Origin of the sequence: Moritella sp. 24, from assembly GCF_018219155.1 — a bacterium.
Lineage (GTDB): Bacteria > Pseudomonadota > Gammaproteobacteria > Enterobacterales > Moritellaceae > Moritella.
Genome location: NZ_CP056123.1, coordinates 1,088,389 through 1,110,774 on the forward strand (window position 1 = coordinate 1,088,389; position 22,386 = coordinate 1,110,774).

18 protein-coding genes and 1 tRNA gene are annotated in these 22,386 nt (G+C 41.2%); 12 read left to right on the forward strand and 7 right to left on the reverse strand.

Annotated features, from left to right (window positions below; translation table 11 throughout):
• Window positions 1-219: 219 nt before the first annotated feature.
• Window positions 220-1,074: a crotonase/enoyl-CoA hydratase family protein gene (locus HWV00_RS05060; RefSeq protein WP_211685051.1), complete on the forward strand. Its 855-nt coding sequence runs from the start codon at window positions 220-222 to the stop codon at window positions 1,072-1,074.
• Window positions 1,075-1,167: 93 nt separating this feature from the next.
• Here HWV00_RS05060 and HWV00_RS05065 read toward each other — a convergent pair whose 3' ends face one another.
• Together HWV00_RS05065 and HWV00_RS05070 are read right to left on the reverse strand one after the other, a co-directional pair.
• Window positions 1,168-1,785 (reverse strand): response regulator transcription factor, encoded by a 618-nt coding sequence (locus HWV00_RS05065; protein ID WP_211685052.1) that lies wholly within the window; start codon window positions 1,783-1,785, stop codon window positions 1,168-1,170.
• 13 nt (window positions 1,786-1,798) lie between these two features.
• Entirely contained in the window at window positions 1,799-3,625 is a 1,827-nt protein-coding gene (locus HWV00_RS05070; RefSeq protein ID WP_255554919.1) for a sensor histidine kinase, read from the reverse strand.
• Window positions 3,626-3,803: 178 nt separating this feature from the next.
• Between HWV00_RS05070 and dsrO the strand changes: the two genes are divergently transcribed.
• Genes dsrO through HWV00_RS05085 form a run of 3 tightly spaced genes read left to right on the forward strand, consistent with a single transcriptional unit; the run spans window position 3,804 to window position 8,793 of the window.
• Entirely contained in the window at window positions 3,804-4,577 is a 774-nt protein-coding gene (gene dsrO / locus HWV00_RS05075; RefSeq protein ID WP_211685053.1) for a sulfate reduction electron transfer complex DsrMKJOP subunit DsrO, read from the forward strand.
• Window positions 4,574-5,692, forward strand: a complete 1,119-nt coding sequence (nrfD, locus tag HWV00_RS05080; protein WP_211685054.1) for an NrfD/PsrC family molybdoenzyme membrane anchor subunit — start codon at window positions 4,574-4,576, stop codon at window positions 5,690-5,692. Before dsrO ends, nrfD begins: the two co-directional genes overlap by 4 nt.
• Before the next feature lie 11 nt (window positions 5,693-5,703).
• A complete protein-coding gene (locus tag HWV00_RS05085; protein WP_211685055.1) occupies window positions 5,704-8,793 on the forward strand; it encodes a tetrathionate reductase subunit A in 3,090 nt (1,029 codons plus the stop codon).
• 132 nt (window positions 8,794-8,925) lie between these two features.
• On the opposite strand, the gene HWV00_RS05090 is transcribed toward HWV00_RS05085, so the two are convergent.
• Window positions 8,926-9,468, reverse strand: coding sequence for a hypothetical protein (locus HWV00_RS05090; RefSeq protein ID WP_211685056.1), 543 nt, complete (start codon window positions 9,466-9,468; stop codon window positions 8,926-8,928).
• A 405-nt stretch (window positions 9,469-9,873) separates the two neighbouring features.
• On the opposite strand from HWV00_RS05090, the gene HWV00_RS05095 reads away from it, so the two are divergent.
• Window positions 9,874-10,473, forward strand: a complete 600-nt coding sequence (locus HWV00_RS05095; RefSeq protein WP_211685057.1) for a hypothetical protein — start codon at window positions 9,874-9,876, stop codon at window positions 10,471-10,473.
• 149 nt (window positions 10,474-10,622) lie between these two features.
• On the opposite strand, the gene HWV00_RS05100 is transcribed toward HWV00_RS05095, so the two are convergent.
• A tRNA-Ser gene (locus HWV00_RS05100) sits at window positions 10,623-10,710 on the reverse strand.
• Window positions 10,711-10,998: 288 nt separating this feature from the next.
• Between HWV00_RS05100 and traF the strand changes: the two genes are divergently transcribed.
• From traF to HWV00_RS05125, 5 genes are all read left to right on the forward strand, one after another.
• Window positions 10,999-12,090, forward strand: coding sequence for a conjugal transfer protein TraF (traF, locus tag HWV00_RS05105; protein ID WP_211685058.1), 1,092 nt, complete (start codon window positions 10,999-11,001; stop codon window positions 12,088-12,090).
• Window positions 12,091-12,310: 220 nt separating this feature from the next.
• Window positions 12,311-13,132 carry a crotonase/enoyl-CoA hydratase family protein gene (locus tag HWV00_RS05110; protein WP_211685059.1) on the forward strand — a complete coding sequence of 274 codons (822 nt, stop codon included), beginning with the start codon at window positions 12,311-12,313 and terminating at the stop codon, window positions 13,130-13,132.
• Between the two features lie 17 nt (window positions 13,133-13,149).
• Window positions 13,150-15,603, forward strand: a complete 2,454-nt coding sequence (locus HWV00_RS05115) for a bifunctional acetate--CoA ligase family protein/GNAT family N-acetyltransferase (RefSeq protein WP_211685060.1) — start codon at window positions 13,150-13,152, stop codon at window positions 15,601-15,603.
• Window positions 15,596-16,522 (forward strand): LysR family transcriptional regulator, encoded by a 927-nt coding sequence (locus tag HWV00_RS05120; RefSeq protein ID WP_211685061.1) that lies wholly within the window; start codon window positions 15,596-15,598, stop codon window positions 16,520-16,522. The genes HWV00_RS05115 and HWV00_RS05120 overlap by 8 nt, the downstream gene beginning before the upstream one ends.
• 68 nt (window positions 16,523-16,590) lie before the next feature.
• On the forward strand, window positions 16,591-17,202 hold the full coding sequence (locus tag HWV00_RS05125) for a LysE family translocator (protein ID WP_211685062.1): 612 nt from the start codon (window positions 16,591-16,593) through the stop codon (window positions 17,200-17,202).
• 96 nt (window positions 17,203-17,298) lie between these two features.
• Here the strand turns inward: HWV00_RS05125 and HWV00_RS05130 are convergent, their stop codons facing one another.
• Window positions 17,299-20,097 (reverse strand): insulinase family protein, encoded by a 2,799-nt coding sequence (locus tag HWV00_RS05130; protein ID WP_255554920.1) that lies wholly within the window; start codon window positions 20,095-20,097, stop codon window positions 17,299-17,301.
• A gap of 374 nt (window positions 20,098-20,471) precedes the next feature.
• Here HWV00_RS05130 and sixA point away from each other — a divergent pair, with 374 nt between their 5' ends.
• Both sixA and HWV00_RS05140 read left to right on the forward strand, forming a co-directional pair.
• Window positions 20,472-20,939, forward strand: a complete 468-nt coding sequence (sixA, locus tag HWV00_RS05135; protein WP_211685064.1) for a phosphohistidine phosphatase SixA — start codon at window positions 20,472-20,474, stop codon at window positions 20,937-20,939.
• A 159-nt stretch (window positions 20,940-21,098) separates the two neighbouring features.
• The gene (locus HWV00_RS05140; RefSeq protein ID WP_211685065.1) at window positions 21,099-21,296 is read left to right on the forward strand and encodes a DUF1107 family protein; all 198 of its coding nucleotides are present in this window, start codon (window positions 21,099-21,101) and stop codon (window positions 21,294-21,296) included.
• A 161-nt stretch (window positions 21,297-21,457) separates the two neighbouring features.
• Here the strand turns inward: HWV00_RS05140 and HWV00_RS05145 are convergent, their stop codons facing one another.
• Window positions 21,458-21,724, reverse strand: a complete 267-nt coding sequence (locus HWV00_RS05145) for a hypothetical protein (RefSeq protein ID WP_211685066.1) — start codon at window positions 21,722-21,724, stop codon at window positions 21,458-21,460.
• Complete coding sequence (gene smrB, locus HWV00_RS05150) at window positions 21,724-22,359, reverse strand: endonuclease SmrB (RefSeq protein ID WP_211685067.1); 636 nt, start codon at window positions 22,357-22,359, stop codon at window positions 21,724-21,726. The genes HWV00_RS05145 and smrB overlap by 1 nt, the downstream gene beginning before the upstream one ends.
• Window positions 22,360-22,386 lie beyond the last annotated feature (27 nt).

Consider the following 22,386-nt stretch of genomic DNA (forward strand, 5'->3'; position numbering starts at 1 on the left):
TGCACTACTACTTTATGATTATGAGGTTGACCTCTCATTTGTTATTTTTTTTTGCGATGATGCGCAGTGTTATTTGTCTTTGTAGGGGCGTTATTGGCATGTTTAACATTGATTGGTATTGGGTTGTCAGATATAGACAATAATATGTAACGTAAAGATAATGCTGGAAGAGGCGCATTTTGATAGCATGAAGTAATCATTATCAAGGAGCTGATAACAATGGCAGTCGAATCTACTTACACAACTTTTTCGCTAACGATAGATAACAGCGTTGCGCATTTGCAATTTAATCGTCCTAGTAAATTAAATTCAATGAATTTGGACTTCTGGCGTGAGTTTCCAGCCGCTATTGCAGCGCTTTCGATGAGTGATGATTTACGTGTCTTAGTTATTTCAGCACAAGGGCCTCATTTTTGCGCAGGTATGGATTTAGACGTTTTTCAAAGTCCAGGTAACTTTCCTGCAGGTAAAGATAAAGCGCGTGCCAGTGAAGCTATGCGTCGTTTTGTAATGCAATTACAGCAAGTGTTTACTGAGCTCGAACAGCTGCGCATACCAGTATTAACCGCTATTCAAGGGGGGTGTATTGGTGGTGCATTAGATTTAATCGCTGCATCTGATATGCGTTACTGTACGCAAGATGCATTCTTTACGATTAAAGAAGTGGAGTTAGGAATTACAGCAGATTTAGGTTCATTGCAGCGTTTACCGAGTATTTTACCACAAGGTATTGTGCGTGAATTAGCATATACAGGCCGTAATTTTAGTGCCGCAGAAGCAGATAAATTTGGTTTAGTTAATCAAGTATTTGAAACGCAGGAAGCCATGCTTGATGGGGTATTACAGATCGCCAGTCAAATTGCTGCACATTCTCCATTGGCAGTGACAGGCAGTAAAGAAATGTTAAATTACAGTCGTGACCACGGTGTCGATGACAGCTTGAAGTACATGGCAACGTGGCAAGCGGGCATGTTATGTTTAGATGAAACAGTGACTATCTTACAAGCTAAGGCACAACGTAAAGCGCCTGTGTTAGCGCCGTTACGTAAAGTGACAGGGCTGTTTGAAAGTTAGAATAAGTCGGATGAAAAAGGCCTGATAGCAGGTCTTTTATTGAACTGAAATACGTTTTCTTATGTGAATATAGCCTACCAAAATCTGCGTGAATTAATTCACCACCATGCCATATTGCAACACGAGTTCGGCAATGGTTTTAGCGTTAAACTTTTTCATCAAATTTGAACGATGGACTTCAACAGTACGCACGGCAATACATAAATCATCTGCGATTTGTTGGTTCCGTTTTCCTTTAATTAATAATAAAAGAATAGCACGCTCACGATCAGTCAGAGACTGGTAAGACAGTAACGCCTTGAGCTGTTCACTGCGCTGTATTGATTTTTTTGCTGCAATAGAAATAGCCTGCACTAATTTTTCGCCATCAACGGGCTTTTGAAAAAAATCGACTGCACCCGATTTTAATGCATGCACCGCCATCGATATGTCGCCATGACCGGTCAGGTAGATAATAGATAAGGGACTGTGACATCGACTCAAAATAGCATGCACATCTTGTCCGCGTAATTCAGGCATACGACTATCTAAAATCACGCAACCGGGCTGCATAATATCTGCATTATCTAAGAATACTTGCCCGCCAGTATAAGTCGTGACATTTAAATCATAACTATCGAGCATAAACGCCAATGAATCCCTTACTGATTCGTCATCATCAACGACATAAGTAGGCACTGATATAAATGACTTTTCAATTGTTTTGTTCATTTCATTCCTTTGGCTATACAGTATGGGTTAACGGTAAAGTGATCGTGACACAACAACCGACTGGATCGGCAGGTGTTAAGGTAAATTGTCCATGATGCGCATCGATCACATCTCTACAAATGGCTAATCCCAGACCTAAACCATCTTTCTTAGTGGTAAAAAAGGCATTTTGTAATTCAGCGTTTGTCGCTGTTAAACCAACTCCATTATCGGTGAATGTTAGGGTTAATTTATCCGCGGTGTATTGGCTTTTTATCTTTATTTCATTATCTATCGATTGCGGTAATTTTCGCATCAAGCAAGCATCTGCGGCATTATTTAAAATATTTAATAAAGCTTGCTGTAAACCGACTATATCGGCATTGAGTATGACTGTATTACCTAAGCAAACTCGGTTGACGGTTATGTTTTTTTGATGAAAATCATATTCAACCAGCTCTAACGTATCGCTTATTAATGTTTCGATATCGCAACTTGATTTTGCCACCGCACGTTTATTAATTAGCGTGCGTAACCGCTGCACGATATCGTCAGCGCGTTTTACTTGTTGCTGAATTTTTTCGAGGACTGGTACAATATCAGTGGTGGCGACGCCTTTCTTAATACGTAATAAACCACCTTGGCTATAATTGAGAATCGCTGTTAAAGGTTGATTAATTTCATGGGCTAAACTGCTTCCTAACTCGCCAACAATAGCGACACGTTGGGCGTGCTCTAACATGGCATTCTTTTCTTTTAGGCGGTTTAAGGTGGCTTTTAATGCGCGCTCACTACGGCTAAAACGGTATTCCAAAATTAAGTGGTAGACGCTTAATAGCAGCACAAATAAAAATACTACCCAAGCCCATTGCTGGTTTTTTTTGATCCACACAACGGCTTCTTGCCACCATGGTCGTTGTAACGGATGTATATCTAAATCACGATATAACTGATCAACAGACAGTTGGCTGATAGATGGGATCCAACCTGTCGAATGAGCGGCAATACTTGCAGAATGATTTGCTGGTAATGCGAATAATGCACGGGTTATTTTTTTAGCTAATGTAGCTGAAATAGCACTGGTTTTAGCTATCGACCAATTGGGATAAAGTCGTGTGGATACGGCGCAAGTAAAGTCACTCGGGCTGATATTATTCAGCACTCGAAAAGCCGATTCAACAATTAATCCTTCCTCCAACATACTTTCTAGTTGGCAGACTGGCACCACTGCAGCATCAAAATAGCCATCGCGTAACTGATAAATAATAGCATCGACAGGAAAACCTAAAAAAGACACATCAGAAAAAAAAGCAGTCGGATTAATACCTTGATTTTGAACTGCTAATAACATGGTGAGGTAGCCACCAAAGGCATTACTTGCGACGGCTGCAATTTTACCTCCACTGACATCAACCAAGTGTTGATAGTGTGAATCGGCGCGTACAATTAATGCAGAACCAATAACATGAGTACCGTCACCTAACTGACTGTTTAATGTTGCTAACCACGAAAGGGGATACTGCCGACCTAACCGAACCGCTTGGCCTGGGTTTGTAACAAGAATATCAACACGCTGCTGTTGTACCGCAGTCTCCATTTCTGCCAGTGTATAAGGGTGTAATCTAAACTCACTATTTGGGATCTGTTCTTGTAACCAAATCAAGGTTGGTTGCCAGCGCTGCTTTGCTTCCAATACACCACGCGTCGCCAGTACTCCGACATCAACAATCGTTGCTTCAATCTTATCGTTAACCTTATCAAGGTTATTCATGACATTGGCATTTACGTTACTCGAAACCAACAGGAATAAGCTGGTGATAAGGCGTATTAATATGTACCCAATGTTATTCCTACAGCTCATGTGACCGACTCCAAATAAAACTCCGCGTGTGCATATCGACAATAACAAAATAACTATTAAGCAAAAAAATTAGTTGTTTTAGATCAATCCAGTTCTTGGTATGTGGAAAACCACAATACAAACTACCACTTTATTTCCAGACAATAGCCTTAATCACTATCAACCACAAGGTGTTCTCATGGACTCAAGTAAAAGACGCTTAATGACCCGACTCGGTGCATTAACCGCAGGCGCCGCTATTATCCCTGTTTCAGGGGCTAACCCACTTACGACTGCCATCATTCGAAATAACGAAACGCCAGACCGTAAAGGGCATCACGGTAAGCGTTATGCCATGGTGGTGGATTTACGTAAATGTGTTGGCTGCCAAGCGTGTACAGTCGGTTGTAGCATTGAGAATCAAGCCCCGATAGGTCAATTTAGAACAACGGTAAAACAATATGAAGTGACCCTTGATGACGGCAGTAGTGAATTACAAAATGTGAAATCATTTACCCTACCGCGTTTATGTAACCATTGTGAAAACCCGCCTTGTGTAAAAGTGTGTCCTGTACAAGCCACTTTCCAGCGCGACGACGGTATTGTGATGGTGGACAATGAGCGTTGTGTCGCCTGCGCTTACTGCGTGCAAGCTTGCCCTTACGATGCGCGTTTTATCAATGAAGAAACCCTCACCGCAGACAAATGTACTTTCTGTGCTCACCGTTTAGAAGAAGGCTTGCTGCCAGCTTGTGTGGAAACCTGTGTTGGTGGTGCCCGCATCATTGGTGATATTAAAGATCCTAACAGTCATATTAGCTATCTGATGCGTGAACACCAAGATGACATCAAGGTATTAAAACCGGAAGAGAATACCCAACCACATGTGTTTTACATCGGCATGGATGACGCGTTTACCAGTAAGATTAACGGCAATGTTGCTATCTATGATCCAGCAGGAGATAACGCATGAATATCACCGAAATTTTAGTGCAACCACAAGCGGTCGCTTGGCTCCCTTGGGCGGTGCAATACTTCTTCTACATTGGTTCTGCGTATGCGGCAGCCATCTTATTTTTATTAAGTTATTTATTCCGTGACCACACCAGTCATTATTTACGTGCAGCCTTGGTATTAACCATGTCGATTGGTGCGGTTGTCGGTCCATTAGCGTTAACCGGCGATCTACATCAACCGGGGCGGGCTTGGCATTTTTATACCAACCTAACGTCTTGGTCGTGGATGTCGCTTGGCTCTGTATTCTTACCGTTATTTTCAACTTTATCGGTACTGACTGCTTGGTTATATTTACGTGATGATTTGATTGAATTGAAACAGAGTGGCAGTGCTATAGCAAAAAAAATTGCCTTGTTCAGTTTAGGTAGTTGGAAAACATCTAGCACGCAAATGATGACTGTAACGGTATTAACGTGTCTATCTGGTTTAACCATTGCGCTCTACACAGGTGCTGAAATTTACGTGATACAAAGCCGCCCGCTATGGCATCAACCTGCGGCACCGTTATTATGGTTTGTGACTGCATTTATTGGCGCGATTGGTTTTACGTTATTACTATTAGGCTTATTTCCGATTCCTGCAAAAGCCAATGCCTTTACTTTGAGCGACCAAGGCTTGATTAAACGCGCGTTATTACTCAGTGCGATATTAGCCGCAATCTTATTGCCAATTTGGGCGTCGAATAATCCCTCGTTTTCACTCTACGATAGTCAAGAATGGCTGGTTCGTTTAGGCAGTTTAAGCGTGAGCTTTATTGCCTGTATAGGTATTGCGTTATTAGCCTCTAACATTGCCTTATATAACCGCCTGCAATTATTAATAATGAGCGCGATTAGCTTGATTTGTTGTTGGTACTTACGCTGGGTCACCATCATGGATGTACAAACTATTCCTAAATTTGACCAAGGACCTTATCCGTATGAATTACCGATGGGGTCGGCAGGGTTACTTGGCATTCTCGGGATGGCAGGTCTATGGCTAGCACTGGCACTCGCGGCATCAGAAATCGTTGCGATACGTACTAATAAATCAATTAACACGTCAATCAGCAAAACATCATACACACAGTAAGGGACTTAATTATGGATAACAAACGTCGTCAATTTCTTAAATCAGGTCTTGCTGTTGGTGGTGCAGGCGCTTTTGCCGCAGGCTACGCAACAACGACATCACATGCAGTACATGGCATGCTCGAAGGTACTGCTGGTGAGAAAACCAAACACCCGCACTTTGGCAATTCATTAACACCTGAATACAAGGTGACGGAGGGCGGGAAGTTAATCAATAACCCTGCACAGCGTGTTGCTCCTTCAATGTGTTTTGGCTGCTGGACTTTGTGTGGTTTGCGTGTGCGTGTTGATAACGCCAGTGACGAGATCTTACGTATTTCAGGCAATCCCTATCACCCGTTATCAAATGAACATCAGATCCCATTCAATACCCCTGTTAAAGAGGCGTATATCGGCATGGCTGGTGAAGCTGGACTTGCTGGTCGTTCAACTGCTTGTGCCCGTGGTAATGGCATGATGGAAATTCGTAAAAGTCCGTATCGGATCACGCAACCGCTAAAGCGTGTCGGTAACCGTGGTGAAGGTAAATGGGTACCGATCAGTTATGAACAATTATTAGAAGAAGTGGTTGAAGGTGGTGATCTGTTTGGTGAAGGTCATGTTGACGGTTTACGCGTGATCCGGGATGTTAAAACCCCACTTGATCCACTCAACCCTGAATATGGCCCTAAATCCAACCAGTTATTAATGACTAATGCGGGTAATGAAGGTCGCGACGATCTATTTAAACGTTTTGCTTTTAATAGTTATGGCACGCGTAATTTTGGTCATCATGGATCTTATTGTGGTTATGGTTTCCGTGCTGGATCGGGGGCGTTAATGAATGATTTGAAAAAGTTTGCCCATGTGAAACCTGATCTGGAAAATTGTGAGTTCGCTTTGTATATAGGTATGTCACCAGCGCAAGCCGGTAATCCGTTTAAGCGCCAAGCACGTCAATTAGCAACAGCGCGTAGCAAAGGCAACTTTAGTTATACGGTTGTCGCACCAGCCTTACCAGCATCATCAAGCTTAGCCTCGGGTGATAACAATACGTGGTTACCGATTAAACCCGGTACTGACTCGGCATTAGTCTTAGGTATGATCCAATGGATCCTCGCGAACGATAAATTTAATAAAACTTTCTTATCGCAGCCCGGACCTAACGCGATGAAAACTGCCGGTACGGCCCACTGGTGTAACGCGACGCATTTGGTTATCAGTGACAAAACGCATCCTCGTTATGGCGCATTTTTACGTGCATCAGAAATGGATCTTCCGTTTACGGGCAAGCCTCTTTCAGAAACAGACCCGTATGTGGTTGTTGATGCCAGCAGCGGTGATTTATCTATCCATACTCAATCTCAACCTGCACACATCTTTGTCGATCGCCAAGTCGTCACAAAGCAGGGTTCTGTTCAGGTTAAATCATCACTTCAACATTTAAAAGAATCAGCATTTAAGCATGATCTTGATTTCTACAGTGCTCAATGTGATATCCCTGTCGCGACGATCACTGCACTGGCAAAACGTTTTACGAGTCATGGCACTAAAGCTGTCGTTGATAGTCATGGCGGTAACATGCACAGTAATGGTTTCTATAATGCTTATACGATCCTGATGCTTAATGCCTTAATTGGGAACATTAATCTAAAAGGTGGAGTGATGGCAAAATCGGGTGGTTATCCAACATCAGGTAATGGTCCTCGTTATGACTTCACTAAATTTAAAAATAAGGTAAAGCCAAAAGGGGTATTTTTATCTCGCAGTAAATTCCCGTACCACAAAACCAGTGAGTATAAACGTCGTGTTGCTGCGGGTGAATCGCCGTATCCAACACGATCACCTTGGTATCCGATCTCTGCACCATTATTAACAGAGCATTTATCTGCTGCGGTTGATGGTTATCCGTATCGCGCTAAAGCGTGGATCAACCACATGGCCAATCCGATGTACGGTGTACCCGGGTTAGCTCATTTACTGAGTGATAAATTAAAAGATCCAAAACAGCTTCCATTGATTGTCTCTGTAGATGCTTTTATTAACGAAACCACGGCATTATCCGATTATATCGTGCCTGATACAGTTACTTATGAAAGTTGGGGAATGGCAACGCCTTGGCATGGCGTACCGACTAAATCAGTCACCGCCCGCTGGCCGATTGTTAGCGCGTTGACTGAGAAAACAGCTGACGGACGTAGCATTAATTTAGAAAACTTCTTAATTGATATAGCGAAAAAAATGAAGTTGGGTGGCTTTGGCGATAACGCGATTGCTGATAGCCAAGGTAATTGGCACGGCATTCACAGTGCTGAAGATTTTTATCTACGTGCAGCGGCTAACTTAGCTTATGTCGCCAATGGCGTACCCGCTGCAAGTACTGAAGATATGGTGCTATCAGGGCTGTCTCGTTTACTACCTGATATGCAGCGGGTATTAACTGCTGAGGAGTTAGGTAAAGTCGCGTTTATTTTTGCCCGCGGTGGTCGCTTTGAAGATGCGACAGAAGCCTATAAAGGCGAAGAGATGAAGCATAAATGGAAAAAACCATTAGCGATCTGGAATGAAAAAGTCGGTACATCACGTAATACCATGACGGGTGAATATTATTCTGGTTGTCCTACTTGGCATCCGCAAAAGTTAGCGGATGGGACTGCGCTAGATGAAAAATACCCAGCAACAGAATGGCCATTTACGTTAACGAATTTTAAGTCGAACATTCACAGTGCGGTATCAAATCTGTCACCACGATTAAATTCAATTAAAGGGGTGAATCCGGTTTATATACACCCGAACGATGCAGCAAAAATTGGCTTAATCACAGGGGCGCTATTCACTATTACTACGCCTGCAAGTTCAACCCAAGCCGTTGCCTTATTAGTCGATGGTGTAAAGCAGGGGACGTTAGGGTTTGAACATGGTTTTGGTCATAAAGAATTGGGTGAACGAGCTCATTGGATTGGTGATAAACAGCAACCAGTGAAAATGAAATCAAGTGATGGAGTAAATATTAATGATGTGGGCTTAATTGATCCCACTCGCCAAGGTAAAGGCGTATTACTTGATTGGGTGGTTGGTGCGGCTGCAAGGCAAGCGCTGCCCGCTAAAATTAGCCTTGTTTAAGTCTAATTCGATTTAATATCAATAACTAATATTAAAAGTATATATGAATAGAGTAAGGCCAAGTTTACGTAAGGATTTAGCGTTTACGTAAACTTGGTCATATTATTCATATCGTTCTGAATATGCTTACGCTTAATTCTCGATGATTGGGATTATCGCTGTATTCTGTGCAAGTGAAAATTCAATAAGTTCTAGCATCTTATCCTGAATCATCGGCAGACTTCTTGCTTCTACTGCAGCCTCTAAAGGTTCGTTAAGAGGCGTGCTATAACTGCGATAACCTTTGCGAATTGGAATCGACATTGACATTGGAATGCCCTGAGCGACACCGCCACCAATTAACTCGATTGCTTGTGCTGTAATTAATACGGTTTTAGGATCGTGAATCGGTTGGAAAATAAGACCGTTTTCATCTGAACGCACCATTATCCCTGATAGGTCTGGTCTCCAGCTCTCATCCAACTGTGGCATGAATCGCCATGCGCAATGCCAGTCTTGGCATACAGAAGGTCTTTTGGTATAGATTTTACAACCACCTTTTTCCATCAAATTTGAACAAACTTGATCGGCAGGTTTTTTAAAATGTTCATCGTCAATCTGAAGTACAACACAGCATGCTGTGCATTCGCCACACTCTCGACCGGAAACTAAATGTGATTCGTTTTTTTCACTCAACCTTTGTACCTACATATTACAATTTAAACATTAATCGATGTAACTTATCAGCGCACATGAAATAGACGCTGGTCACTTAATACTAAATAATGCGCGTACCATCATACTCGGTATACGCTCATTTAATGAGAACGGACAAATTTAGCTGGATTATACAGATTTAAGGACGAGGTGATATAGACAGGCTATATTTTATTAATGCTTGGATTTAATTTCATTTCAGAGGCGATAATGAAACATATACTTGTCATTGGTGTTTTGATCAGCATGCCTACATTTATTGTCTAGTGCGCAATAACTTAAATAAGTTAAGGTCTTGGTATTACATGACAATGTGTAGTATAAAACGAGTTAACTAATATTTTCGCATAAGCCTAAGGCTATGTATTATTCACAAGGATGTCTATGTTCAATTCAACATTGGCGCGTGCTTTGCTCATTTCAGCGGCTTGCTTAACCATGAGTGCTTGCTCGACACGAGAGAGTGCAGACCAATATCGAGGCTCTACGAGTCAGAGGCTGCTGAGTTACAGTATTAATGAATTAGTATCACAGCTACCTGATAATAGTTTTACTGAGTTTGACTCACAATCCATTTTTGTACGCACGCATTTTATTAGCAAATCACAGGCACTTGTTTATGCTGAGCAGCGTTTAAAAATGGAGCTGACTAGTCGATTTAAGCTGAACCTAGTCGATTCGGCTGCAGACGCAGATATTGAATTTGATTTCTTTTTCACGTCTTTAGGGACAGACCAAGATGTATATGGCCTAAGCGTACCGGTATTTTGGGTGAGTACTGACGGGGAAATGCCATCATTGGATATTCTTGCTGTACGTATGTATCACGGTGTCAGTGAGATGTATTACTTCACTAAAGATAAAGCAACAGGCGTAACTTCTGCACATGCTGGAAGTATTGCCAGATCTCGAAGTGATAAATTCTCAACGCCCTTCTTTAGCTTCCCAATTGATAGTTTGAACGAAAAGTCAGTGTTTGACTAAATAATGTAATCGGTACGAGTTTGGGTTACTTGTTATCCGAAATAAGGGTAGCGAGTAATTCAGCTGGATTAGCAAATGAGATATAGGTATTTTTTGAACTAGATTTGCAGTGATGTTTTAACGATTTGATACTTTGAAAAACAAGAGAATGGCGGTGACGGAGAGATTCGAACTCTCGAAGGGTTGCCCCTTACACACTTTCCAGGCGTGCTCCTTCAGCCACTCGGACACGTCACCTAATCAGATCGTTATATGATATATAACGAAACGTACTTTAGGTAATCCCCCTGTAAAGGTCAATGAAAAACTCTTGTTTAGGGTTTGACTGCTGCAATACTGAGCATCGCTATCTATATTTAGTGACTATAAGGCCTCTATTAATTAACCCATAAGTAGCATGTTTTGTTGTTTTTTCGTACGACACCACGAAATTAACTAAAGTTGTTAGCGGTAATGACGATATAAACCTTATAATTTTGGTGATGGAACGCATCGCTATTAAATATCATAAGGATTCATGATCTGATGAAGGCTCAACTCTCCAAATCATTGCTGCTACCCTTAACACTTACTCTTGCCAGCACAAGCTGTCAGTTATCTGCGACTGAGTTTGATGCGCGCGCATATGCAATGGGTGGTGTCGGTGTTACTTCTGCTGATTATGTCACGGCTTCATTTCATAATCCTGCAATGGCTGCTAAACATGATGTGCGTGATGACTTTGGTTTACTCGCTCCTGTTCTAGGCCTTCAAATTGATGATGAAGATAATTTATTTGGTGATCTATCCTCTAATCCATCGGACCTGATTGGTGATAAAGCGTATTCAGAGGCTGGTTTTGGTCTTGTAGCGTCAGTGCCAACACGTTATTACTCCACGAATGTATTTATTAAAGGTTATGCCGACTCACTGGCATTCTCCGATATCATCCTTGGTAATTCCGCGTCTAAAATGAGTGTATATGCCATTTCTGTTGTTGAACTGGGGATGACTTTCGCGCGTAAATTTGATACTCGCTACGGTGGTATGCATTTCGGTATCTCACCTAAATACAATGTGATGTCTACTTATAACTATTCGAATACAGTCGGTTCATTTGACCCTGATAAATATAAAGAGGGGACTTCTAGCGACGAAAAAGGCTTCAATCTTGATTTGGGTATGGAAGTCGGGCTGTTATACGGGCTAAGTGTTGGTGCAGCGGTCAAAAATTTAATCCCACAAGCGGTGGATTTGAAACCGATGACGGGATCAAGTGCTAGCTATAATATTCATCCAGTGATGACCACGGGACTGAGCTGGAGTAGTGACTATGCAATGCTCGCGATGGATATTGATGTGAATGCGACGCAGCGCTATGAAGATATGGTCACGTTATCTTCTATCAAGGATGACTTTGATGATACCCAAATGCTGAAAATTGGTGGTGAAATAGGCTTAGAGTCTGCCATTCAATTGCGTGCTGGTTATGCGAAAGATTTACAAGGTAATAAAAGACAGGTATTTACTGCTGGTATTGGCTTATCACCTTTTAATGTTTTTCAACTTGATATTGGTGGCAGCTACGGTGGCGAAAATAAATATGGCGTTGTAGCACAAACAATGGTGTGGTTTTAAATAACAACTCTAATACGTTATATATTTGATTCAGAACATTATATTGCAATATAACTTGTGTCTTTTCTCTAATAACTTGGAAGTATGAGATAAGTCATGAACAAAAAGGAGCCTTTATTCTACTATCTTTGTTACAAGATTTATTATTAAATCTAATACAATTGCATTAAATAATGCTTATCTATTTATTGTGATCGGTAAAATACAAGGAGAGTGAAAAATGCCAAGTGATCAACCTGTGGTGCAATCGCCACGCGTTATCGTCGATATTAACGATGATGTCGCAATTGTTACCCTCAATCGAGGCCGCAAATATAATGCGTTAGACATGGATATGTTTTACGCAATAAATAAAGCAGCAACAGACCTTGCTAATAATAAAGCCATCCGAGCAGTCATTGTTCGGGGTGATGGTAAGGTGTTCTGCGCTGGTCTTGATGTCAAAAGTATCATCAAAAACCCCCTCAATCCCGGTACATTACTAAAACGAGAAGAAAACGAACTTGCTAATATTGCGCAAAAGGTCGGTTATCTTTGGCGTCAAATCCCTGTACCTGTGATTGCTGTGACGCACGGTGTCTGTTTTGGTGGCGGCTTACAAATTGCCCTTGGGGCTGACTTTCGCTACAGCACAGCAGACTGTGAGTTTTCAGTGATGGAAATTAAATGGGGATTAATACCAGACATGAGCGGTATGGTGACAATGCGAGAATTGACGCGCATTGATATCGCAAAAGAACTGACGATGACAGGACGTAAATTCAGTGGTGTTGAAGCAGAAAAATACGGGCTTGTGACCCATGTTTGTGACGATCCAATGGCTGCTGCGATGACGTTTGTCGATAGTTTAAAAACGCGATCTCCCGATGCGATTGTAGCGGCCAAATCATTACTTAATGATTCTTGGGCAGCATCAGAGCAAGCTGCACTGGAATTAGAAACTCAAACCCAACGAAAAGTGATGGGAAAGTGGAATCAACTCATTGCAGTAGCTCGCAATTTTATCTCAAAATCATTACCCTATAGAAAACGTAGTATTTAACAGGCGGTCTTATAACTATGTCCCAACTGAATATAAAAGCATTATTAGAACCTTCATCAATTGCCGTTATTGGCGCTAAAAATAGCCCAGACAGCATAGGCTATTGTGTTGTTAAAAACCTGATTGCTAGCCAGTATGATGGTCCAATTATGCCAGTGTCATTAAAAGCTAATAATGTGTGTGGGATTTTAGCGTATGAGAAGCCAAGCGAATTACCAATAGCCCCTGATTTAGGGGCTATTTGTACACCAATTCGTTTTGCTGGCAAGATCATTAAAGAACTTGGAGAGGTCGGTTGTAAAGCCGTCATCTTATTTAGTGATGAACCGTATGAAGGGAATGCCGATACGTGGGAGAAAATTGGCTTACTTGCTGCAAAGTATAATATTCGTGTATTAGGACCAAGCAGCCTAGGTGTATTAAACCCGCGTTTAAAGTTGAATGTTAGTTTAGCGCATGTTGCTCCGCCAGCTGGTGATGTTGCTGTTATTTCGCAGTCCGCTGCGTTTGCGACATCGATGATAGACTGGGCTGAAACCCGTGGTGTGGGCTTTTCATGCTTTATTTCTATTGGCACGCGAATAGACGTCAACTTTGCTGACTTGATTGATTATTTAAGCCGAGATCGTTTCACCAAATCAATTGCGTTATACGTTGATAACATCATCGATACGCGTCGCTTTATGTCTGCCGCGAGAGCCGCAGCGTTTAAAAAACCAATCGTGGTGGTTCGTTCAAGCTCCAACAAAACCGGTGCCGCTGCTTTATTGCAAAATAGAAAAAATAAGATCTCTTATAATAGTGCGTATACGGCCGCATTCCAACGCTCTGGTATGCTACGTGTGAATGATACCTTTGAGCTATTATCTGCCATTAAAACGGTCGCGACGATCAAGCGTTCTGTTCGTGGTGATAAAATGTTGATCATTTCTAATGGTGGTTCTCCCGCTTACATGGCGATAGATGTACTGATCAAATCGGGTTGTAAACTAGCCGAGTTGAGCTACGAAACAGAGCAAAAATTATTAAAAGCATTGCCTAATAAAGTCACTAGCATGAACCCGATTAATATCCTTGGCGGTGTTAATGCAGAGGCATACAGTAAAGTCATTGATATTGTGATGGAAGATCCTCAATACGATGCGTTACTTGTTATTCATGCGCCACAAGTAACAGAACCCTGCCATGTTATGGCTGAAAAATTAATACCGCAGTTGGTTAAATATAATAAGAAAGGCCCTATTATATTCACGTCTTGGATGGGTGAAACCAGTGGTCGAATTGCACGCCAAGCGATGATTAAAGCTGGTATTGCTTCATTTGGTACCCCCGAAGTTGCGGTAAATGCCTTTAACTATATTGTTAAATTTAGACGTCACCAAAAACAACTTATCCAAACACCTGAAGCATTAGCAGATTTAAATCCAGGTTTAATGGCTGATGCTAAAATGATGATCGACAAAGCGATGCGCAAAGGGGTGAAAGAGGTTAATGAGAAAGGGGTTAACCTTTTACTCAGTGCGTTCGGTATTATGTCAGATGACACATTATCAAAAGACGAAGTGAATAAATTTCGTATCGAAGTGGTTGATGATGCCGCATTTGGCCCGATTATTTGCCTCGGTGAAGCGGGCGGTGATTGGGATATCGAGCAAGATGCTGGCGTTGCATTGCCACCATTAAACATGGCGCTGTCACGTTACCTTGTCGTTGGCTCGATCAAGCAAGGGATTATTCGCGAACGTAGTTTAAGTGTTCGCTTAAACATGCATGACTTGTGTGAAATATTAACGCGTATATCGCAGATGATCATTAACTTCCCTATGATTAAATCGATATCGATTGATCCATTAGAATTAGGTCGAAGCGGATACAAAGTTAAAATCGAAAACGTGAATATTGTTTTACGTGGTCGACGTTCACAGCAAAAATTAGCGATATTACCGTACCCGAAAGAGCTTGAAAGTATCTACACCATGAAAAATGGTAAAGCGGTATTGTTAAGACCGATTCGTCATGAAGATGAACCACAACATCAGGCTTTTGACTCGTCACTTACTGCGGATGATCGTTACTTACGTTACTTCGGTGCGCGTTCTAAGTTTAGTCATTTTGAAATGGCGATGCTCACGCAAATTGATTATGAACGTGAAATGGCATTTATTGCCAGTGCTAAAAACCCAATGGGCCAGCCGGAAACATTAGGGGTTGTACGTGCTATTTTCGATTGGGATAGTAGCGAAGCTGAATTTGCAATTTCAGTGCGCTCCGATTTAAAAGGGCAGGGACTCGGTAAAGCGCTGATGTTGAAAATCGTTGAATTTTGTCGTCAAGTAGGATTAAAAAACATGGTTGGTTTTACCATGCCGACCAATTCCGGCATGATTAACTTAGCAAAATATTGTGGCTTTAAAGTGACAATGGATTATCGTGAAGGCAACGCAGACTTGAAATTAAAGCTAAATGATTAATTTACAACGCATCAATTTAAATTTATTGCTCAGTTTACAATGCTTGTTGCAAGAGCAGCAAGTGACTGCCGCAGCACAACGTCAATACATCACCCAATCGGCAATGAGTAAAAACCTTGCTAAATTACGGGAGATATTTGCTGATCCATTACTGATAAAAATAGACAATAAAAGCCAGCTAACAGAAAAAGCCAAGCAGTTAAAACCGGTATTAGCACAGATTTTAAATAGCATTGATGGCTTATTGGTGACTGGTGGTTTCGATCCATTATTATCGCAACGTGAATTTACGCTTGCATCAACCGATTACGTGACCGACTATATTTTACCTGTCGCCCTTGCGCATTTGTATCAACATGCACCCAGCATTAAACTTAATCTCACCTATTGGGATAAATTTACGTTGGCGGCAATGGAACGCGGAGAAATTGATTTAGGGGCGACGATCATTCGTCCCGAGCATAAGCACCTTTCTTATCTGCCATTAGAACAAGACAATTATGTGTGTATTATGCGCCAAGGACACCCGCTCGAAAATGAGGTGTTAACCTTATCGAATTATACTCAATATCCGCACGGTATTATTACCTCAGGTGCAGATAAGTCTAGCGATATTGACGTGGCATTATCTGCTCAAGGACTGTTTCGAGAGGTCGCTTTACGTATTCCGTCTTACTCATCAGCTTTTAGTATCATCGCTAAAACAGACCATTTATTAACGATACCTAACTCGATTGCTGATAAATTAATCATCGAAGAACAATTCATCCGAAAAAAATTACCCATTGAATTACCTATTTTACAGGCTGCAATTATCTGGCATCCCCGTTTTGACCATGATTTGGCGCATAAATGGCTGCGTGATGAACTACATGCTCAATTAAGTAGCAGTATTCCTAATGGGACTACAGTAGAGTAAAAGAAGTCATTTTATTCATTTAGATATGCACTCTATGATTACCGCAACGCAATGGAGTGGTAATCAATATGTACGAAGTAATAGTGTCTTTATTAATTGTTAACTTTTTTGGCATGCTCAGCCCTGGGCCTGACATGATGTTAGTTTTAAAATACGGAAGCCTTAACGCAAAACGTGCAGCGTGGTTCTGTGTCGGTGGTATTATTTCTGGTTTGGCCGTACACATGATGTTAGGTCTGTTCGGCATATCATTACTTATCTCAAGTCAACCAATGCTGTTTGATGCGGTTCGTTGGTTAGGCGCTGCTTATCTTATCTATATTGGTATTAAGTCACTGCGCGCAGGTAAGAGTGAAATTGAAGTTGACGCGGGTACGTTAAACTATCGCCCGGGCAAAGCGTATTTAGACGGTTTACTGTGTAATTTATTAAACCCGAAAATTTTGATGTTCATGGTGGCGGCATTCAGTCAGGTTATCGCTCCTGAGACACCAACATCAGATAAATTGTTGATCAGCTTATCTATCTTTTTAGAGACAGCGGTACTGTGGTCATGTTTCATCATATTACTTAACCGTGGTTCTCTAAAACAAATGCTTAATCGTTATCAAGACAAAATTAATAAAGCCACTGGTGGCCTGTTAATTACCTTGGGTGGTTTCATTGGTTTAAGCAGCTAAGCAAATAAGTTTAAAAAGAAAGGCGCTGTTGGTTACCCCGTTAAATGGGAGTTACCGACAGCGCCTTTTTGCGTTAATGGGGTTTTGTATTATCAGTTAGAGTTCAAAGACATTACTTTGTTGTTGGAAGGTTTCAACATCAGCGATGTAGGTTCCTTCAAGCTTCTCTACTTTGTGTGCTTCGTACTCATCGTCGTGTTCATGTGGTTTACTGGTTGTTGACATGATCAAGCGGTCAGATGTGCGAGATTTTAATTCCACCATAAAGCGTATAAGATCGACACGTTCGATTTTTTCGAGCTCTTCTGCGATTTTCTGCGACTTGTTAAATGTCTTATCCTTGATCCCAATCGAATGCCACAAACGCTTACTTTTACTGTTTATGTTGGTATCCGGTTCACGTAATTTAGAGATTAACCCTTGCTTACTTGATTGCCATTGTTGTTCGGTAAACGAAATCATCCCGAACGGAAAGAAATCAATGAAATCATTAATCGCATCCAGTAGCTTGGTCGGCTGAGTATGTGGTGATTGCACGTAGAACATGAGACCCGCATGACGATTAAGCGGAATATTTCCCGTACCGACCACATAACCTAATTGCTGCTGTGTACGTAATTCATAGAAGAATTTCGATGACATCACGTGATTCGCCAAGCTGTAATAGGCCAGCTCTTTAGGTGATATTTTGGGTGCTTGGTAATACACAATCAGCGCGGCATCATTATGTTCTGCATCCACTTCGTGTACCAATGAACCGGTATGGCGAATATCAACCAGCTTACGTATTGTCTCTTTGCCCGGTGAACTAAACGGTTTCAGTTTATCTTTCACATACTGGCCAATTTCCAGTGCTTGTGATTGATGCCAATCACCGTGTACCAATACTTCAACGCTGATGTTCTTGTACACTTGTTCCAAATACTCAGGCAGCTGTTCTTGTTTAATACTGACGAGTGCTTTGGCTAGTCGTTCACTTGATGGATTATTCGGTTGCAAAACAGAGGTTAGCTCTGAGAATAAGCGGTTAATCGGTTTCGCTTGTTTTTGGTTTTCCCAAGAGATAAGTAACTGATTACGAATACTTGAGAAGGTGTCATTATCCACCATGTGTAAATGGCGATGACCAATGATCAGCTTTAATAACTCAAGTTGTTTCTGAGCAAAACCAGCAATGTGTAATGTGAAGCCACCTTGGTGCGCATAAATGTGATAGCTAATACCCGCGATTTCAGCTTGGTACGTCAAGGTGTTGAGTTGCTCCATTAATAGCTCAACCGCTAAACGTGTCATAGCGATATTATGCGTATCGGCAATGGCATACTCACTGTCAATTGAAATGAAGATATTGCCTTTCGGTAGGTGGAATTGATGCTCCTGCATAAACCACGTTTTAAACCCTTCGCTTTTATTAATTAAAGTCGGGTGTTCCGTTAAGTTGGCTTTATCCAGTGCTAAGGCTTCTAAAGACGCGCTTATGAACGGATTCGCAATTGGCAATGAAAGTGACGCATCGATATTAACATCTGCCCAGCGTTGTTGCTGGTGGTCACTAAAGACATCCACGCGATAAGGGGTATCATACCAAGCTGCTTTTTTATTGGTTTCTAAATTAGGAGCAGATACCATCAAGCGCATATTCGTCGGATTAAACTGTTTTAAGAAAAAACAGCAAGCCTCAATATCAAACCCTGTCATCATATAATCACCGTAAATGACATGTTCTGGCTGATAGATATGTAGATTTTGAGAGAGGTGAGAGACGTTTTTTATCGCAGGTATTTTTTCTTGATAGCGGAAAGCTTGTTCTAAGAAGTTTCTCTTTTCATCATAACGCCACGCTTGTAAGCCTTGCTCAGCGATTAATTTAATGTATTGAAGGCAGAACTCAACAATTTCAGTAATGTGCTTAAAACCCTCGCTGGTTAAGCCCATGATGACATTATAATCTTTAAAGTTAGCCCCACTTTGGCCACTACCAGCAGAGAGCGCCGTTACCCAACCTTTGCTTTTCAATAACGACAGTAAGCTACCTTCGGTTTCATCGCCGATAAGTTGGCTGATATAGCCCAATGGTTTAATTTGATAGTAGGGATTAATATCACCTAGCGGGAAGCAAATGTATAATTTCTTATGCCCGCTAATTGATTCAACCCAGATTGTTTGTTGTAACTGGGCCTCTGTATAGAGCGGAGTTGCCAACGGGATCGCATTAATGCCCCGATTAGGAATCGCCGAAAACATGTCTTTAAGCATGTGCTCTTGCTTGTCTAGTGACAGTTCAGACTGGATCACCAGTTTCATCAATGAAGCACAATAGTGTTGCTCGTAAAAGCGTAATAACTCGTCACGTAACGTATAGTTTTCTGTGTCCGCTAGGGTGGTTAAATTACCCACCGAAAATTTACTAAACGGATGTGTCGGGTTTACTGTTTCTTTATGGGCTTGATAGAAGCGACGAACATCATCTTTTATCTTTAGTTTGTACTCTGAATCAACAGCATGGCGTTCACGTTCGAGTAAGTCTGCATTGAAACTCGGAGCGATAAAAAACTGAGCGAAACGGTCAAGCGCATTATGGAAAAAGCTATTGTTAATATCAAAGTAGTAATTGGTGTATTCAGTGCCTGTCCACGCATTATTACTGCCACCGTGCATGGAAATAAACGATTGGTATTCACCGGGTTTAGGGTACTTATCAGTGCCTAAAAATAACATGTGTTCGAGAAGGTGGGCGAGCCCTTCATGTTGTTTCGGATCATCAAAGTGACCGACCGAAATTGACATAGAAGCGGCTGATTTTTTACATTGATCATCTTGGATCAACAAGACAGCTAAACCATTAGGGAGCGTGATGTGACGATATTGCTTATAATCATTAGGACTTGTTATCAAGGCGTATGCTCCATGTACTGACTGCATAGGGTCAAATTAAAGTAGATCAGCGTCAAAGAATAGCGAATCTAAAATGCAGTAATGAATGCTGAGGTTTACTCTTATTGAGTAGAAACGCATCGTGCGATAACGATACGCTTTACTCGTAATATAAGTCAGTATGGCGCGAAAATAGCGGTAAGTAATTATTTTTTGAAAAGAATGTTTAAAAACATAAGCTAAACGTGGTTTTTAATACTTTTTTGAGCATCGAATAAATTTCAAAATGTTAAGCTTTGTCATACTTTTGTCATCAAATCACGTTACCATGCAATCGTTTTTTTAGGCTGTGTTAATATCTATAAAGAATTCAATAGATAATATAGCGTGGTGGTATGAAGATTTATATTATGCGACACGGGCAAGCAGGGTTATACGCCAATAGCGATGCTGAACGTGAATTAACTGGTACTGGACGACAGCAGTCCGCCGATATGGCCAGTTGGTTAAGTGCGATTGAACCAACTTTAGATTGTGTATTACACAGTCCTTATATACGAGCTGCACAAACTTGGAATGTTATCGGGAACTTTTTTACCGTTAACAAGGTCGAAGTTTGTGAAGACATAACCCCTTATGGGGATGCTGAGTTTATTGCTGATTATGTTCGTGCACTTGTTGAGCAAAATAATTACGAAACAGTCTTACTTGTTTCACATTTGCCAGTAGTGAGTTATTTGACTTCAGTACTGACGGCAAACAAACATATGCCAGCTTTCGCAACATCTGCGATAGCTTGTTTAGAATTAGAAAAAAATAGCTTTAATTTTAAGTGGTTAGAAACACCAGCAAGTATAAAGTAATTCACTGGTTTGTTAATAAAGTTTATAACTAGTGCTTACACTTTATACAACGGTTAATGCAGTGTTAAATATCTTTGCATTACCCTATTGTTAGTATATTATGCCGCCTCTGTTTGGGTACTTGGATGGTACCTATATAAGCGTATAAAGGAGTGCTAAATGCGTAGTTTTAAACAGTTTAACTCATTGCGAATTGCAAAATATGTAAAGAGTTTTTTTCATGGAACCCTATATGTCACAGGTTTGGGATTATTAGAGTTTCAGCAAGGTTTGTTAGTCATGCCGAGCGATGCAGGTAACACTGTTAAAATGCGTGTCTCGGAAGTAAATCGTGAAATTAAGCGGTTTACTGCTTAGCAAAACTCGCTTGAAAGGTTAGTGTTATGCACTAACCTTTTTTTGTGCCTGAAAATCAAGTAAATACCTGATTGTTGAGATGGGTAGGTATAAAAAAGCCACTCGGATTAAGGAGCGGCGATATGGCCAAACACTGCTTACGGCGGGTTAATATGCGAAACTTAATGCATAAACATGAAAATATTAAACCCGAGAGTAATGAAAAAAATAATTGATACCGTGATAATGATACTGTTGCGTTTTAGAAAGCTCAGCAGTGGATAGTTGGCTTTTAGCCTGTCGGCCGCAAGCGCCTTTTTCTTTGCTTGCGCGGCCTTAATAACCTCTAATTTCGCATTCTCACGCATGGCTTTGTCATGTATCGCCAATCGTTCGTTATTTTCTTCTTCTAACGCTATAAGCCATTGTTCTTGGTCATCAGCCATCATTAACTACCTTGCAGAAAGTCTTCTTTATTCGTTAGTTCTATCAAGATCGACAAGGCGGCACTGCCACCCCAAGTTTTCGTTGCTTGATGAAACGCTTCGACATCGGGATGTTGCGCTAACCACATTGGTAATTGACGCTTAAGAATATTCTTGCCATGACCATGCATCACATTACAACAACGGATATGCTGTTTACGACATTCAGCAATGAGCGCTGATATTTCTACCTTTGCTGTTTCTTGCGTTAAACCATGTAAATCTAGCAGTAATTCTGGTTCGTAATCACCACGACGTAGCTTCTTCAATTCGTACGGTGAAACACCTTCGCGTATATAGCGAGTCGGTCCTTCATCGGCAATATGCGGTTCAAATTGATCGGAGAAAAAATGTTCACGTTGTGCTGATTCTTGTCTGATTGAATCATTTGGCTGAGTTTTCGGTTTTTTAGCCCTGATTTTTGTTGTGCGTATGGTATCCTGTGACAAAGGTTTTATACCTTTCATACTATCAGAGAAAAGAGCGTGTTCATCTGGTTTAGGCGCTGCTTGCGATACTTTAACTTGTTCAGCCTGTGCCTGTTCCTTTGCTACATCCATTTGCAGCAACATCTTTTTTTTCATTTGTTTATTAAACATAATGTAGTTACCCAAATTCAGCTGTGA